The following is a 15,328-nucleotide window of genomic DNA, read 5'->3' as shown; positions in this document are numbered from 1 at the left end:
CCAAGTTAAATATGTTCCTAATAACTCTCAACTAAGATCAAAGTTAAGCTTTATTTTTTTACTTTTCACTATAGACATGCAAGCCAATATACGTCCCTGTTTTTCTTCTTTTTCGGTAAGATACTCATTTTCCAACAGTTCCACCTCTCCTTCCTCTAAAGAACATTCACAACTTCCACAGATTCCTGACTTACATGAATAAGGAACCGGAAATTTCTGAATAAGAAGCTGTTGAAGGATTTTATCCTTATTATCAGCAAGATGTGTCGTATATTTTTTTCCCAGCATGGTAAATTCCACTTCTATATTTTCAATCAGAGGAAATTCTTTTTCTACAGGATAAATATCATCATTAAATTCTTCAAAAAGTTCAAAATGGATATTCTTTTTCGGAATTCCGTGGTGATAGCATGCATTGGCCAATGTCTTGATCATTTCTCCTTTTCCACAGATCAATACTTCATCTACAGCATCCCAAATGGTAGATTCTTCATCTGTATCATCCAAATGAAGGATCTGATTGATGATAAGATGTAATTTTTTCTCGTCCAGCCTACCGTAGAAAAACTGATCTGCAGTTTTTTCCTGTGAGAAAAAATAAAATATCTGAAGTCTGTCACCACATGTTCTGGCAAGATTATCCAACTGCTCACGATAAACCAGATCTTCTGAACTTTTATTTCCAAAAAACAAAAACAATCTTGTTCTGGGTTCGTTGTGAAGAATATTTTTAAAGTGACTCAAAATAGGAGTAATTCCTATCCCCGCAGAAAAAGCTACAATAGTCCTGAATTCACTGGGTTTAGATACAATGGTAAATCTCCCTGCAGGTTCACTCACCCACAGTTCATCACCTGTATTATAGTTTTGAAATAACTGAGAGGTTGCTCCTTCAGCAGAATTTATTTTGATCCCCAGACAGATTTTACCTTCATAAGGGGCTGAAGTCATTGAATAATCATTAATAACCTCTTCCCCATGGGATTGAAATCGTATGCTGACGAACTGTCCTGCTTCAAACCTGAAATTTTCCTTTAAATTCTCAGGAATATCAAACTCCAGAGAAAAAGTATTTTTGGTCAGCTCTTCCTTTTTCGCTATTTTTAACGGATGAAACTGTATCAGTTTCCCTTTATAGATTTGTTGTTCCATAACTTCAATTCAAAAATAGATAAAAAATAATTTATGAAGAAGATAATTTTATCCACGTTACTTCTTACTGCATTGTACAGCTGTAAAAAAGAAGGTCAGAAAACTGAAAACACTGCAGCTGCAGACTCTGTTTCCGTATCTCAAAATACAGAAAATGAAGGAAGTACAGCCATTCCCAAAGAATTTTCTCCTGAAAATGTAAGCCAGCATTTAGCAAAAAACAATGATACTTTATATGTAACCAATTTTTTTGCCACCTGGTGCGGTCCATGTATGAGAGAGATTCCAAGTTTTAAAAGTAAAATGGAAGAATTAAAAGGAAAGCCTGTAAAGTTCACTTTTGTAAATCTTGATGAAAAGGCAGATTGGGAAGGTGCTGTTAAAAACTTTGCTACTGAACAAAAATTGGGAGGAAACATTATCTTACTGGATGGACAAAAATTGGATCAAAACTTTTTCCATAATAACTTCAAGCAATGGGACGGAGGTTCTATTCCTTTTACTTTCATGAGAAAAGGAGATAAAACCGATGAATATCTGGGAATGATGACAGAAGATGTATTGAATTCAAAAATCGATTCTTTCCTAAAATAAAATAGACTGAACTCTTTCTGAATCATGTCAAAAAGATTTAAAATCCTGTGTTTATTATTCGTGATTGCCATTATTGCAAGCGCTGTCATTAATCTGAACACAGGATTTTTACATTTAAGCTTCCAGGATTTCTTTCAAGACTCTGCTCATAATCAAATTGCAGAAATCCGTATCAACCGTGTTCTGGTTATGATGCTGGCCGGAATTTCAATTCCTACCTCAGGTTTTCTGATGCAGGAATATTTTCAAAATCCGCTGGCAGGACCTGATATATTAGGAATCACTTCGGTTGCCAGTTTATCGGTTGCCTTTTACATTTTCTTTTCCCATAACATTTTCCTTCCTGAATTTTTACAGAATAGTTTTCTCAGCTTATCAGCTATTGGAGGAAGCTTACTATTAATGTTGATACTGCTCTCAATGTCAAATAGGTTTCAGGACAAATCGTATCTTATTATTTTCGGATTTCTGGTTTCAGCTTTTGCCGGAGCAATTGTTTCTCTCCTTCAGTTTTATGCAGAAAACCAAAGTCTGAAAAACTATATTTTATGGTCTTTCGGAGCGAATAATATGGTAACGAGAAATCAGATTTATATACTGCTTATATTGGTTTCAATGGGAATGTTTATTTGTTTCAGGGCTATAAAACCACTTATTGGAAATTCTCTAGGCAATTCCTATGCACAAAGTTTAGGAGTAAATCTGAAACAGCTGAAACTCTTAATAATAGTAGCCTCTTCCCTACTTTCAGCTTCTGTTACGGCATTTTTAGGCCCTATTTTATTTATCGGAATTATTGTTCCTCACTTCTGCAGACTCGTTTATAATCCTTCAAAATTATGGCAGCAATGGATTCTTAATATGTTTTTGGGAATGCTAATTATGTTATTCTTCTCGGTCATTGCGGAGAAAACACAGATCCCTTTGAATGTGATAAGCTCTGTATTCGGTATTCCTGTGATTCTGATGATGCTTTTAAAGCAGAATAAGGTTTAGATTTTTTTGTTGGAAAACGCAAAGACGCAAAAAAAACTATTAAAATCTACATATTTTTAAGACGCAAGAAAATCAAAGATTTTCAGCAAGCGTCGAGTATATGATTCTATGGCTTTAAATATTCAGTATTCAATTTTATCTACGATAAAATCTTTGCGCCTTAATAAAATATAACGCTTTTAATAGTTTTTTTTGCGCCTTTGCGTTTACCCAATAGCATGTCTAAAAAAATTATTGCTCCTACATTCCTCTACTTACCTAACAATTCATATATTTAAGTTCAATAAGACATCACAAATGACAGAAAATGAACTATCAAAAACTGTTTTTGAAACAGGATTAAAAATTCATAAAAAGCTTGGAGCAGGTTTATTTGAACATGTATATGAAGAATGTATGTTCTATGAATTAACAAAAGCTGGATTTTCAGTAGAAAAACAAAAGTTCCTCCCAATTGTTTATGAAGATTTGAAAATAGACAATGCTTTTAAACTCGACCTGATGATTGAAAACAAAGTGATTTTAGAAATAAAAACCGTTGATTACATTAGCCCTACTCATAAAGCTCAGCTATTAACCTATTTAAAAATGTCAAACTGCAAATTAGGAATGCTTCTCAATTTTCAATCTGATGTTTTCAAAAACGGTGTCACAAGAATTGTAAACAACTTATAAAATAAACGGGATAAAAATTTGACAAAGTCAAATTCCTTGCGCCTTAAAACATTATTTTTGTAAAACAATTTGCGCCTTCGCGTATAACCAACAAAAGCATGCACCTACAGATCAAACAGGCTCATATCGGCCACAACACCACATTAATCTCCAATGCCAATGCAAATTTAAAGCTCGGTGATGTAGGTCTGCTGATTGGTAATAATGGTGTGGGAAAAACAACATTAATCAAATCTATTCTGCATCAGCTCCCGTTACTCAATGGAGAGATTTCTATTGGCGGAAAAAATATAAAGCATCTTTCTGTAAAAGAAGTAGCGGAAAATATTGCCATTGTTTTTTCAAAATCGGTTATTCCACAGCATTATACAGTTGAGGATCTTATTTCTCTGGGAAAATACATCTACTACCCTTTTTATTTTGAATTAAAAAAAGAAGACCGCGAAGAAGTTGCTCATATTATTGAGGAACTGGATTTAAATCAATACAGATATACCCTTCTGAAAAACCTGTCAGACGGAAATCTTCAAAAAGCATTTATCGGGCGGGCGATTACCCAGAATTCTCCTATCATTATTCTGGATGAACCGACTACCCATCTGGATGAGAAAAATAAAATCATTATCCTAAAAACCTTAAGAAAACTGGCTAAAGAACAGAACAAACTTATCCTGTTTTCTTCCCATGACTGGCGGCTGGCCAAAGAGTTTGCCGATAAAATATGGTATGTAAAGGAAAACCATTTGTATTCAGGGATTGTGGAGGATATTTTGCTTCAGCATGATGAACTCACCAACGCCTCATTATTTCAATTCAACGAGACTTTTATTCCGCCTTTTATCTCGGCACCGCAGTTTCACAAGGAAATACTGTATTCTCTGCTTCAAAAAAACTTCCAAAAAGACCTCTCTGACCTTAATTTCGAGTTTCAGAACACTTTTTGGGTAATTACTAAAGATTCCGCCATCTATCAATGTGAATCTTTTGAAGAAATCATCAATTTAATCCAAAACATTCATTAATACTACGTTTTAATTGATTATTTCATATACTATGCATGCATAGTATTATGCTAATCATACAATTTAATCCGTTTATTTCCAGGTTATTAACAAAATTTAACGTTAATAAATATTATGCATGCATAATATTTATTAAATTTGGGTAAAACCATTGGCGCAAAAATGATGGATAATAATAAGGAAAAAATAGAAAACGTAGATTTAATTTTAAAGCAGACCTGGTTGGCTGTTTCTAAAATGTACACAGAATTAGCCCAGGAACATGATTCCACAGCGGTGCAAGCCCTTACTCTTCTTAAAATTGATCCCAAAGAAGGAACCCGAAGTACCAACTTGGGTCCAAAGATGGCTATTGAGCCTACTTCATTAACCAGAATTATCAAACTTCTGGAAGATAACGGATATATCTATAAGGAAAAAACAACCACTGATAAAAGAGAGGTTATCATCAAACTTACGGATAAAGGACTCAACTCAAGAAACATGTCTAAGGAAGTTGTTGTGAATTTCAACAAAAAGGTAATGGAAAAAATTGCCCCTGAAAAGCTTGAAGCTTTCAAAGATGTAATGGGTGAAATCATGAAAATAGCAAACGAATTATTAAATAACAGAAAATAAATTATGATGAAACCTTCGGGTTCATATAATCTTATACAAATAAAAATTTACATATGAAAAGAAGAATCAAACATGTAACGGTTCTTGGTTCAGGGATTATGGGAAGCGGTATCGCTGCTCACTTCGCCAATATCGGCGTTGAAGTATCACTCTTGGATATTGTTCCTTTTGAACTTACTGAAGCTGAACAGAAAAAAGGTTTGACCAAAGATGACAAGGTAGTAAGAAACAGAATTGCTTCCGAAAACTTTGAAAAACTTAAAAAAGCAAGTCCTGCACTTCTTTATTCACCAAAGTTTGCAGACAGAATTACCATCGGAAACTTCGATGATGATTTGCCGAAAATAAAAAATACTGACTGGATCATTGAAGTAGTAGTAGAAAGACTTGATATCAAAAAGTCTGTATATGAAAAAATTGAACAGTTCAGAAAACCGGGAACATTAATTTCTTCTAATACATCCGGTATTCCTATTCATTTCCTTACAGAAGGAAGAAGCGAGGATTTCAAAAAATATTTTGCAGGAACTCACTTCTTTAATCCGGTAAGATATCTTCCTCTTCTTGAGATTATTCCAACAAATGATACTGCTCCGGAAATCATTGATTTCTATATGAATTACGGAGCTAAATTCTTAGGTAAAACAACAGTTTTAGCTAAAGATACTCCAGCTTTCATCGCCAACAGAATCGGGGTATTCTCTATGATGGATCTTCTTCACAATGTACAGAAACTAGGACTTACCGTTTCTGATGTTGATAAATTAACAGGTCCTGTGATCGGCCGTCCAAAATCAGCAACATTCAGAACAGCTGATGTTGTAGGTCTTGATACTCTGGTAATGGTAGCCAACGGCGTTCGTCAAAGCGGTGCTGAAGCAAATGATTTCAATGATGTATTTGCCCTTCCTCCTTATATCCAGAAAATGATGGATAATAAATGGCTGGGTTCAAAAACAGAACAAGGGTTCTATAAAAAAGTGAAAAATGCAGAAGGAAAATCTGAAATTCACGGATTAAACCTTGATACTTTGGAATATGAACTTCAAGGAAAATCATCATTCCCTACTCTGGAATTAACAAAAGCTATCGATAAACCAATTGACAGATTCAAAGTTCTGATCGGAGGTAAAGATAAAGCCGGCGAATTATACAGAAAATCTTTAGGAGCATTATTCGCTTATGTGTCTCATAAAGTTCCTGAAATTTCTGATGAAGTTTATAAAATTGACGATGCCATGAGAGCTGGTTTCGGATGGGAAAACGGACCATTTGAGATCTGGGATGCTGTAGGCGTTCAAAAAGGTATTGAACTGGCTAAAGACGCTGGATATGAAGTTTCAGACTGGGTGAAAAATGTAGAGACTTTCTATAAAGTTAATGACGAAGGACAAAGTATTTACGTGGATAAAAATTCAGGAGAATACAACAAAATCCCAGGTCAGGATGCATTCATCATCTTAGATAACATCAGAAAAAATAAAACACTTTGGAGTAATTCAGGGGCTGCTATTGAAGATTTAGGAGACGGTATCATCAACTTCGAGATCCGTTCAAAAATGAACTCTCTTGGAGGCGAAGTTCTTGATGGATTAAACAGAGCAATTGATTTAGCAGAAAAAGAATACGATGGATTGGTTGTAGGAAACCAGGGAGCTAATTTCTCTGTAGGTGCTAACCTTGCTATGATCCTTATGATGGCTATCGAGCAGGATTGGGATGATTTGAATATGGCCATCGCTTACTTCCAGAAATCAATGATGAGAGTACGTTACTCTTCTATTCCTGTTGTGGTAGCACCTCACGGAATGACTCTAGGTGGAGGATGCGAAATGACAATGCATGCAGACCGAGTGGTTGCTGCAGCAGAAACCTATATCGGACTTGTTGAAACAGGAGTTGGAGTAATTCCTGGTGGTGGTGGTACTAAAGAATTGACTTTAAGAACTTCCAGAGAATTCCACAACGATGATGTTAAAAATAACAGACTTCGTGATGCTTTCATGAATATCGCAATGGGTAAAGTAGCAACTTCAGCTTATGAAGCTTACGATATGGGAATCCTTGAAAAAGGAAAAGACATTGTTTCCGTAAGCAAAAACAGACAGATAGCAGAAGCTAAAAAAGTAGCAAAATTATTAGCAGAACAAGGATATACCCAACCTATCGAGCAGAAAGTAAAAGTTCTTGGTAAAGATGCATTAGGAATGTTCTACGTAGGAACAGACCAGATGCTAACCGGAAACTTCATCTCTGCACACGATAAGAAAATTGCTGATAAGCTAGCCAACGTAATGGTAGGTGGAAACTTATCTGAACCAACAGTGGTAACAGAACAATATCTGTTGAACCTTGAAAGAGAAACCTTCCTTCAACTTTGTGGTGAGAGAAAAACTCTTGAGAGAATCCAGTACATGCTACAGAACGGAAAACCATTAAGAAATTAATTTGTACAATGTCGGATGTAAAATGTAAAAAGTATTGGCATGCATAACTTTAGGGATTTAGAAGTCTGGAAGAAATCAATTCTGCTTTGTAAGCATTATTATGTAATTTCAAAAGATTTTCCTAAAGATGAGTTATTTGGGTTGACCTCACAAACTAGGAGGAGTTTATATTCTATCCCATCTAATATTGCTGAAGGAGCAGGAAGAGAGATACCAATCCTCAATTTTGTCAATTCTTGAACATTGCATTAGGTTCTTCATTTGAATTTGAAACTCAAATCATAATTGCTAATGATTTGGAATTTATACAGAAAAATGATTTTGATTTACTAATGACAGAAATCAGACATATTCAAAATATGATAATTAAATTAAAACAAAATTATTCAAAATAGAATCGTACAAGGTATTATGCAGTACTACTGAATAAAGTACAACTGACATTTTACATTATACATTTTACAAAAATTTACAAAAAATGAAAACAGCATACATAGTAAAAGGTTTCAGAACTGCCGTTGGAAAAGCTCCAAAAGGAAGTTTAAGATTTACAAGACCTGATGTCATGGCAGCTACCGTTATTGAAAAATTAATGGCTGAGCTTCCACAATTAGATAAAAACAGAATTGATGACCTTATCGTAGGAAATGCAATGCCGGAAGCTGAACAAGGGCTGAACGTTGCACGTCTGATCTCTTTGATGGGGTTGAATACAGATAAAGTTCCGGGAGTAACCGTAAACAGATACTGTGCTTCAGGAAGTGAGGCGATCGCGATTGCTTCTGCAAAAATTCAGGCTGGTATGGCAGATTGTATCATCGCTGGTGGTACTGAATCTATGTCATACATTCCAATGGGAGGTTACAAACCGGTTCCTGAAACAGATATCGCAAAAACCAACCCTGATTACTATTGGGGAATGGGTTACACTGCTGAAGAAGTAGCAAAACAATACAATATCACAAGAGAAGAACAGGATCAGTTTGCTTTTGAATCTCACATGAAGGCTTTAAAAGCTAATCAGGAAGGAAAATTTGCCAACCAGATTGTTCCGATTCCTGTAGAATATAACTTTCTGGATGAAAATCAGAAAATGCAGACTAAAAAGTTTGATTTTTCAATAGATGAAGGACCTAGAGCAGACACTTCTTTAGCTGGTTTAGCAAAATTAAGACCCGTATTTGCCAACGGAGGAAGCGTAACTGCCGGAAACTCTTCTCAAATGAGTGACGGAGCCGCCTTTGTAATGGTAATGAGTGAGGAAATGGTAAAAGAATTAGGATTGGAGCCTGAAGCAAGATTAGTGGCTTATGCTGCAGCCGGATTAGAACCAAGAATCATGGGTATGGGACCAATCTATGCTATTCCAAAAGCATTAAAACAAGCAGGATTAGAACTAAAAGATATCGACTTGATCGAGCTTAACGAAGCTTTCGCATCTCAATCAGTTGCTATTAAGAAAGAATTAGGATTAAATCCTGATATCTTAAACGTAAACGGAGGAGCTATTGCTCTTGGACATCCACTTGGATGTACCGGAACAAAACTTACGGTTCAGCTTCTTGACGAAATGAGAAAGCGCGGAAACAAATACGGGATGGTTTCCATGTGTGTTGGAACGGGGCAAGGCGCGGCTTCAATCTTTGAACTTCTTTAATTATAGATTTTAAATTATAAATTTTAGATGCAATGGGTTTCAAAGAAGACAATTTGATCCAAATAAAAACTTTTGATTTTGCCTTAAGAATAATAAAATTTTATACTGAGTGCAAGTCTCAAAACGAGTTTATTTTATCAAAACAAATTCTTCGTTCTGGGACTTCCATTGGAGCAAATGTAGAAGAAGCTATAGCAGCTCAATCAAAAAAAAATTTCATATCAAAGCTCTCTATTGCAAATAAAGAAGCGAGAGAAACAAGATATTGGCTGAAACTTTATGATTCTTCAAATCTCGTTCAAATTGAGATCAATTCATATTTAAAAGATATTGAAATGATCATTAATATTTTAACTAAAATCATTAAAACGTCATCTGAAAATTTATAACAACAAAATCTAATTTAAAATTTATAATCTAAAATTTAAAATAATAACAAATGAGCAATATACTTAAAGGTGGGGAATTCCTAATTAAACAAATTCCAGCTAATGAAATTTTCTCTTTGGAAGAACTTTCTGAAGAACAAAAAATGCTTCGTGATTCTGCTAAAGAATTTATTGACAGAGAAGTTATTCCACAACATGATCGTTTTGAGAAAAAGGATTATGCATTGACGGAAGAAACAATGCGTAAATTAGGAGAAATGGGACTGTTAGGAATTACAGTTCCTGAAGAATATGGAGGTTTGGGAATGGGATTTGTGAGCACGATGTTGGCTTGCGATTATGTTTCCGGAGGAAATGGATCATTAGCAACAGCTTATGGAGCACACACGGGAATCGGAACTCTTCCTACTTTGCTTTACGGAAGTGAAGAATTGAAAAAGAAATACCTTCCGGATTTGGCTACAGGAACAAAATTCGGAGCCTATTGTTTAACTGAGCCGGATGCAGGATCTGATGCCAATTCAGGGAAAACAAGAGCAAAATTGTCTGAAGACGGTAAACATTATATTATCAATGGACAAAAAATGTGGATTTCCAATGCAGGTTTTGCAGATACTTTCACATTATTTGCAAAAATTGATGATGATAAAAATATTACAGGTTTTGTAGTCAACCGTTCGGAATTAGAAAATCCGGAAAGTTTAACATTTGGTGAAGAAGAACATAAATTAGGGATTCGTTCCTCTTCTACTCGTCAGGTTTTCTTCAATGATATGAAAGTTCCTGTTGAAAATATGTTGGGTGAAAGAAACAACGGTTTTAAAATCGCTTTGAATGCATTAAATGTTGGTAGAATTAAATTAGCTGCTGCAAACCTTGACGGACAAAGAAGAATTTTAAACCATGCTATTCAATATTCAAATGAAAGAAAGCAATTTGGTGTTTCTATTTCTACTTTCGGAGCAATCAGAAAGAAAATTGCAGAAATGTCAACCGGAGTTTTTGTGAGTGAAGCTGGTTCTTACCGTTTAGCAAAAAATGTTGAAGATAAAATTGCAGAATTAGTTGCTGGCGGAATGGATCATCAACAAGCGGAATTAAAAGGGGTTGAAGAATTTGCAGTAGAAGCTTCTATCCTTAAAGTTTTCGTTTCTGACCTTACTCAAAATACAGCGGATGAAGGAATCCAGATTTATGGAGGAATGGGATTCTCAGAAGATACACCAATGGAATCTGCATGGAGAGATGCCAGAATTGGTAGAATCTATGAAGGTACCAATGAAATCAACAGATTATTAGCGGTAGGAATGCTTATTAAGAGAGCAATGAAAGGTGAATTAGATCTTTTATCTCCTGCAATGGCAATCAGCAAAGAATTGATGGGTATCCCTTCATTTGAAGTTCCTGACTATTCAGAATTCATGAGTGAAGAAAAAGCAATTATTGCTAATCTTAAGAAAGTATTCTTAATGGTTTCCGGAGCAGCACTACAGAAATTCATGATGGATATTGAGAAACAACAACATTTATTATTGAATGCTTCTGAAATCCTTAACCAGATCTATATGGCAGAATCTGCAATATTAAGAGCAGAGAAACATTTCACTCCTGAATCTGTGGAAGCAGCTATGGCTCAACTGAACCTTTACAAAGCTGTTGAGAAAATCATCACTGCGGCTAAAGAAGGAATCGTTTCTTTTGCTGAAGGAGATGAGCAGAGAATGATGCTTTCTGGATTAAGAAGATTCACAAAGTATACCAATCATCCGAATGTAGTAGCTCTTACTGAAAAAGTAGCAGCACACTATATCGAAAAAGGAGCTTATTAGTCTTTAATAACATAAATTTGATTTAGCGTCTCATTTTTGAGGCGCTTTTTTTTCACCTGTATTCCCAATATCCATCATTGAATTTCAAGGCATTATATAAAGTTATTCAAAAAAAATTATTATTTTTATTATAAATTAATAAACACATGAGAATTCTATTATTTCCCCTTCTTCTTATTTCAGTAGCTTTTTCAGCCCAAAAAAAAGATAACGTAATCCCTGTTCCCAAGATTGATACCACAAAAATCGTTTCTAAAGGGAAGTTTCCAGGATCTTTTGCTCTTAAATCAGATCATTCTCAGAAAGAACTTTACAAGATATTGACCGTTAAACCCAATGATACAATTCTTTACCTGGCTTTAAAAGAGTCCTCAAAGGATTATTCACAATATAAAATTTTAAACGCGATTACCCCCGATAAACTTCAGGTAGATCGGAAAAAGATAACGCCATCCAAATAAACACAACACAAACTAAAAAACTATTACCATGGGAAAATTTATTATCTCTAAAAGAACAAACGGAGACTTTCAGTTTAACCTCAAGGCGGGAAACGGACAGGTAATTTTAACCAGTCAGGGATACAGTACCAAGCCATCCTGCGAAAACGGAATCGGGACTGTAAAAACCAACTCACAGGAAGATGCCAAATTTGAAAGAAATACAGCCAATGATGGCCGATGTTATTTCAACCTTAAAGCCGGAAACGGACAGATCATAGGAACCAGCCAAATGTATGAATCTGACAACGGCATGGAAAATGGAATCGAATCTGTAAAAAACAATGCGCCACATGCTCATATAGAGGATGAAACCATCATCTAAAAATCATCTGAAATATTCTTGATAAAAATGCTTTATTTTTTAAGGCATTTTTTATTTTTGTAGTCTATTTTTCATTAGAAATGACAAAAGAAGAATTACTGAATAAAGCAATCAAAATTGCCGATAAGGCTCATAAAGGACAAACTGATAAATACCATGCTCCATACATCGCCCACGTGATGCGTGTGATGAACTATGGTAAAACATTGGATGAAAAAATCGTTGGGGTACTGCATGATGTAGTAGAAGATCATCCACTGGAGTTCAGCCTGGATTATTTAAGATCGGAAGGATTTCCAGAATATATTATTTTTGCCATCAGCTGTCTTACGAAGCTTGATCCGGAAGAAGATTACGATGAATTTATCAAAAGAACAGAAAGATCTCTCCTTTCTGTTGCCGTAAAACTGAATGACCTTCGTGATAATATGGATCTTAGAAGAGTAAACAGAGAGCTTACTCCCAAAGACATCAAAAGGTTCAATAAATATCTGAAAGCCTACCGTTATCTGATAGAGAAATATTAATCCGCACCCGGGAAATCGTAAGTTTTCGTGTGATGGTCTGTTCCGTCGATATTAATGTTTAACGCAAGGTAAACGAAATGTAAATTTTTATTTCCTTTTGCTTCGAATTCACGCTGCCACAGATATCCGCTCACAATTCCAAAATAATCATCGATCTGATAGCCGAAACCGCCGTAAACTCTGTTTCTGGCAAAAGTAGGCTTCATCGGAGAGACAAAGAAAACTTCGTCATAGGCATTGGCGAAAACAGTTCCTTTCTTGATGGTTTTCGCATTTAAAGGAACACTTACATTCAAACGGTATCTGTAACGCATTCTCTGGGAAGTCTGATCTGTTTTAGGCTCATAGAACCAACTCTTTTCAGCACGAAAACGGTTTTCGAACTTCACGATACCTTTTTTAATATCGATAACATCCTGAAGCCATACCCTGAATTCCTCTCTGCTTAAGCTATGCTCTTTATAGTTCACATATCTTCCCAATCCTACGAAAGGTTTGTGATTCTTGGTAAGATTATACCCTAATCCCCCTTTTATTTCATAATAATCAGGGTAGGTATAATCTTCGTTACCACGCATCTGCCCTTCTGCATAAAGGAAAAATTTAGGATGAAACTTATACGTCAGAGTCACTGCATTGAAGCTGGAAATATGTTCCTGTGCTTTAAAAAAAGAAATTCCAAGTAGTAAACCTAAGCCTATAAGACGTTTCATAAAAAATTTTTGCAAATGTATATTTTTTAACAATTTGTTAATATTAACTTTTATTCATTTCGAATTAACATTTACTTAATATTAATTGTATAAGAAAACCCAATGTGGAACCATCTTTGCGGCATTGCCACTCCAAATGCTTCCGTATATTTTGTATTGGTAATATTGTTAATCAACACATACACTGAGTAGTCTTTCTTAGCAAAGCTTAGCTTCTCATCTACAAGATTATAGGTTCCCAGATTTACCCTTTCATTGTAACGGTAAACAAGCTCATTGGTGAAATTTTTCAGGAATTTTACTTCTAATTTGGAAACAAACTGGTGTCTCAGATTATCCAGAATATATCTTGAAACAAGGCCATCTTTTTCTTCATATTTGCTGTCGAGATAAGTATATCCAACCGTGTATTTTAACCAATCTACAGGTCTATGGCTCCACTCTGCTTCAATCCCTCTGGTTTTAATATCTCCTACATTCTGGGCATACCATACTTTATCATTCAGGTCTTTTTTCACCCAGTCAATAGAATTGCTGGAATTTCTTAAAAACCCGCTGATTTTCGCTAAGATTTTACGATCCTGATACTGATATCCTACCTCCGATGAAACAGCATTTTCAGGTCGTAAATCAGGATTTCCCTGTTCCGTTTTACTGATGTAATAAAGATCGGTAAAAGTAGGAATACGGTGTACTTTTGCGATATTTCCGTAGATTTTATTATTGGTATTAAAGTTATACCCTACATCAAGCCCCGGATAGAAAAAATTACCTTCCTTAGAATAGTTAGCCCACGAAATTCCCGGACTGATGTTCAGTTTTTTATCCAGTAATGAAAAATGATGTTCAAAGAAAACCTGAGAGACAAAACGGTTTCTGTTTCCTAAATTACTGCTCGCAAGAAATTCCTTTCTCAATTCCACACCAATTCCGGTTGTTCCCAATCCCCATTGATAGCTGGAATTAACTTCTCCTCCTACATTATTTCCGATGTGCATATTTCTGTAAAAATCCGGATTCCATCTGTCATAAAGGTACATATCCTGTCCTCTTCTCCAATATACATTTGAATTAAGCTTTAGCTTTCCAAAAGTCTGCTGATGGGCTACACTTACTATAGAAGCCTGTGTTTCCTCATACTGTTTTGTGGCAGCACTGGAAGCATAAAAACCATTAGCTCCGAATTTCTTTTCTGAAAAACCAGCCTGTACTTTTACATCTCCGTTTTTGATATTCAGTTTTCCCTGATAAAATACATTTCTGATCTCATAATCAGTATTGAACATATACCCTTCTGAAGAAGCAGAATTGGCCTGAAGAGAGTTCGTAAACTTCTCATTTCCAATCTGTGCATTGAATCCAAGACCATAAGTACTGTAGTCTCCTCCATCCGCACTTATCTTCACTCTTTTTCCAGGAGTGGCTTTGGTAATGATATTGATAACACCGGCATAAGCATTCTGACCAAAACGTCTGGCTGCCGGCCCTTTTATAATTTCTATCCTTTCTACGTCATCCAGATCTACCGGAATATTCATATTATTATGCCCGGTCTGGGAATCATTCATCCTGATTCCATTCAGCATCAGTAAAACCTGTTCAAAAGAGCTTCCACGAAAACCGATATCACTTTGCACCCCATTGGCTCCTCTCCTTCTGATATCCATGCCCGGTACCAGCTGAAGAATTTCGTCTATACTTTTAGCAGGCGAATTTACAATGTCTTCTCTGGTGATAACACTGATGTTCTGATTAGCACTTTTATAAGGCGTAGAGATAAATTTCCCCTGAAATTCAATGCTTTCAATATCTGTTGACTTTTCCTGTGCATTTACCCAAAGTAAAGATCCCAGAAAAAAAGCACTTCCTATCTTTTTGATCATA

General features: G+C 35.4%; 17 protein-coding genes. 14 read left to right on the top strand and 3 right to left on the bottom strand.

Going from position 1 to position 15,328, the window contains the following annotated elements; all coding sequences use genetic code 11:
- Window positions 1–27: 27 nt before the first annotated feature.
- The gene (locus CQ022_RS02380; RefSeq protein WP_105682530.1) at window positions 28–1,152 is read right to left on the bottom strand and encodes a ferredoxin--NADP reductase; all 1,125 of its coding nucleotides are present in this window, start codon (window positions 1,150–1,152) and stop codon (window positions 28–30) included.
- 33 nt (window positions 1,153–1,185) lie between these two features.
- On the opposite strand from CQ022_RS02380, the gene CQ022_RS02375 reads away from it, so the two are divergent.
- From CQ022_RS02375 to CQ022_RS02315, 14 genes are all read left to right on the top strand, one after another.
- Window positions 1,186–1,746 (top strand): TlpA family protein disulfide reductase, encoded by a 561-nt coding sequence (locus CQ022_RS02375; RefSeq protein WP_105682531.1) that lies wholly within the window; start codon window positions 1,186–1,188, stop codon window positions 1,744–1,746.
- Between the two features lie 24 nt (window positions 1,747–1,770).
- Window positions 1,771–2,742: an iron ABC transporter permease gene (locus tag CQ022_RS02370; RefSeq protein ID WP_185126810.1), complete on the top strand. Its 972-nt coding sequence runs from the start codon at window positions 1,771–1,773 to the stop codon at window positions 2,740–2,742.
- Window positions 2,743–3,039: 297 nt separating this feature from the next.
- Window positions 3,040–3,417, top strand: a complete 378-nt coding sequence (locus CQ022_RS02365) for a GxxExxY protein (protein WP_105682533.1) — start codon at window positions 3,040–3,042, stop codon at window positions 3,415–3,417.
- A 98-nt stretch (window positions 3,418–3,515) separates the two neighbouring features.
- Window positions 3,516–4,439, top strand: coding sequence for an ABC transporter ATP-binding protein (locus CQ022_RS02360; protein WP_105682534.1), 924 nt, complete (start codon window positions 3,516–3,518; stop codon window positions 4,437–4,439).
- Between the two features lie 165 nt (window positions 4,440–4,604).
- Window positions 4,605–5,057 carry a MarR family winged helix-turn-helix transcriptional regulator gene (locus tag CQ022_RS02355; protein WP_105682793.1) on the top strand — a complete coding sequence of 151 codons (453 nt, stop codon included), beginning with the start codon at window positions 4,605–4,607 and terminating at the stop codon, window positions 5,055–5,057.
- 53 nt (window positions 5,058–5,110) lie between these two features.
- On the top strand, window positions 5,111–7,504 hold the full coding sequence (locus CQ022_RS02350) for a 3-hydroxyacyl-CoA dehydrogenase/enoyl-CoA hydratase family protein (protein WP_105682535.1): 2,394 nt from the start codon (window positions 5,111–5,113) through the stop codon (window positions 7,502–7,504).
- Window positions 7,505–7,543: 39 nt separating this feature from the next.
- Complete coding sequence (locus CQ022_RS23245) at window positions 7,544–7,744, top strand: four helix bundle protein (protein ID WP_262497575.1); 201 nt, start codon at window positions 7,544–7,546, stop codon at window positions 7,742–7,744.
- Window positions 7,741–7,899 carry a four helix bundle protein gene (locus tag CQ022_RS23240; protein ID WP_262497576.1) on the top strand — a complete coding sequence of 53 codons (159 nt, stop codon included), beginning with the start codon at window positions 7,741–7,743 and terminating at the stop codon, window positions 7,897–7,899. Before CQ022_RS23245 ends, CQ022_RS23240 begins: the two co-directional genes overlap by 4 nt.
- An 83-nt stretch (window positions 7,900–7,982) precedes the next feature.
- Window positions 7,983–9,161: a thiolase family protein gene (locus tag CQ022_RS02340; RefSeq protein WP_105682536.1), complete on the top strand. Its 1,179-nt coding sequence runs from the start codon at window positions 7,983–7,985 to the stop codon at window positions 9,159–9,161.
- Between the two features lie 32 nt (window positions 9,162–9,193).
- The gene (locus tag CQ022_RS02335) at window positions 9,194–9,550 is read left to right on the top strand and encodes a four helix bundle protein (protein ID WP_105682537.1); all 357 of its coding nucleotides are present in this window, start codon (window positions 9,194–9,196) and stop codon (window positions 9,548–9,550) included.
- Between the two features lie 50 nt (window positions 9,551–9,600).
- The gene (locus tag CQ022_RS02330; RefSeq protein ID WP_105682538.1) at window positions 9,601–11,379 is read left to right on the top strand and encodes an acyl-CoA dehydrogenase family protein; all 1,779 of its coding nucleotides are present in this window, start codon (window positions 9,601–9,603) and stop codon (window positions 11,377–11,379) included.
- A gap of 146 nt (window positions 11,380–11,525) precedes the next feature.
- The gene (locus tag CQ022_RS02325) at window positions 11,526–11,840 is read left to right on the top strand and encodes a hypothetical protein (protein ID WP_105682539.1); all 315 of its coding nucleotides are present in this window, start codon (window positions 11,526–11,528) and stop codon (window positions 11,838–11,840) included.
- 28 nt (window positions 11,841–11,868) lie between these two features.
- Window positions 11,869–12,204 (top strand): YegP family protein, encoded by a 336-nt coding sequence (locus CQ022_RS02320; protein WP_105682540.1) that lies wholly within the window; start codon window positions 11,869–11,871, stop codon window positions 12,202–12,204.
- 80 nt (window positions 12,205–12,284) lie between these two features.
- A complete protein-coding gene (locus CQ022_RS02315) occupies window positions 12,285–12,731 on the top strand; it encodes a phosphohydrolase (RefSeq protein WP_034694511.1) in 447 nt (148 codons plus the stop codon).
- Here CQ022_RS02315 and CQ022_RS02310 read toward each other — a convergent pair.
- Window positions 12,728–13,444 carry a DUF2490 domain-containing protein gene (locus CQ022_RS02310; protein WP_034694295.1) on the bottom strand — a complete coding sequence of 239 codons (717 nt, stop codon included), beginning with the start codon at window positions 13,442–13,444 and terminating at the stop codon, window positions 12,728–12,730. The two genes, CQ022_RS02315 and CQ022_RS02310, sit on opposite strands and share 4 nt — an antisense overlap.
- 71 nt (window positions 13,445–13,515) lie before the next feature.
- Window positions 13,516–15,327, bottom strand: coding sequence for a TonB-dependent receptor plug domain-containing protein (locus CQ022_RS02305; protein WP_105682794.1), 1,812 nt, complete (start codon window positions 15,325–15,327; stop codon window positions 13,516–13,518).
- Window position 15,328 lies beyond the last annotated feature (1 nt).

The sequence above is a fragment of the Chryseobacterium culicis genome, from assembly GCF_002979755.1.
Taxonomy (GTDB): Bacteria; Bacteroidota; Bacteroidia; order Flavobacteriales; family Weeksellaceae; genus Chryseobacterium; species Chryseobacterium culicis_A.
This window is presented reverse-complemented; position numbering and strand designations above follow the sequence as displayed.

What these genes read in the sequence shown, in the direction of transcription:
- CQ022_RS02355 (WP_105682793.1), top strand. Translation starts at nt 4,605, where the DNA reads ATGGATAATAATAAGGAAAAAATAGAAAACGTAGATTTAATTTTAAAG.
- CQ022_RS02335 (WP_105682537.1), top strand. Translation starts at nt 9,194, where the DNA reads ATGGGTTTCAAAGAAGACAATTTGATCCAAATAAAAACTTTTGATTTT.
- CQ022_RS02340 (WP_105682536.1), top strand. Translation starts at nt 7,983, where the DNA reads ATGAAAACAGCATACATAGTAAAAGGTTTCAGAACTGCCGTTGGAAAA.
- CQ022_RS02310 (WP_034694295.1), bottom strand. Translation starts at nt 13,444, where the DNA reads ATGAAACGTCTTATAGGCTTAGGTTTACTACTTGGAATTTCTTTTTTT.
- CQ022_RS02375 (WP_105682531.1), top strand. Translation starts at nt 1,186, where the DNA reads ATGAAGAAGATAATTTTATCCACGTTACTTCTTACTGCATTGTACAGC.
- CQ022_RS02365 (WP_105682533.1), top strand. Translation starts at nt 3,040, where the DNA reads ATGACAGAAAATGAACTATCAAAAACTGTTTTTGAAACAGGATTAAAA.
- CQ022_RS02325 (WP_105682539.1), top strand. Translation starts at nt 11,526, where the DNA reads ATGAGAATTCTATTATTTCCCCTTCTTCTTATTTCAGTAGCTTTTTCA.
- CQ022_RS02315 (WP_034694511.1), top strand. Translation starts at nt 12,285, where the DNA reads ATGACAAAAGAAGAATTACTGAATAAAGCAATCAAAATTGCCGATAAG.
- CQ022_RS02320 (WP_105682540.1), top strand. Translation starts at nt 11,869, where the DNA reads ATGGGAAAATTTATTATCTCTAAAAGAACAAACGGAGACTTTCAGTTT.
- CQ022_RS02330 (WP_105682538.1), top strand. Translation starts at nt 9,601, where the DNA reads ATGAGCAATATACTTAAAGGTGGGGAATTCCTAATTAAACAAATTCCA.
- CQ022_RS02370 (WP_185126810.1), top strand. Translation starts at nt 1,771, where the DNA reads ATGTCAAAAAGATTTAAAATCCTGTGTTTATTATTCGTGATTGCCATT.
- CQ022_RS02350 (WP_105682535.1), top strand. Translation starts at nt 5,111, where the DNA reads ATGAAAAGAAGAATCAAACATGTAACGGTTCTTGGTTCAGGGATTATG.
- CQ022_RS02380 (WP_105682530.1), bottom strand. Translation starts at nt 1,152, where the DNA reads ATGGAACAACAAATCTATAAAGGGAAACTGATACAGTTTCATCCGTTA.
- CQ022_RS02305 (WP_105682794.1), bottom strand. Translation starts at nt 15,327, where the DNA reads ATGATCAAAAAGATAGGAAGTGCTTTTTTTCTGGGATCTTTACTTTGG.
- CQ022_RS02360 (WP_105682534.1), top strand. Translation starts at nt 3,516, where the DNA reads ATGCACCTACAGATCAAACAGGCTCATATCGGCCACAACACCACATTA.
- CQ022_RS23245 (WP_262497575.1), top strand. Translation starts at nt 7,544, where the DNA reads ATGCATAACTTTAGGGATTTAGAAGTCTGGAAGAAATCAATTCTGCTT.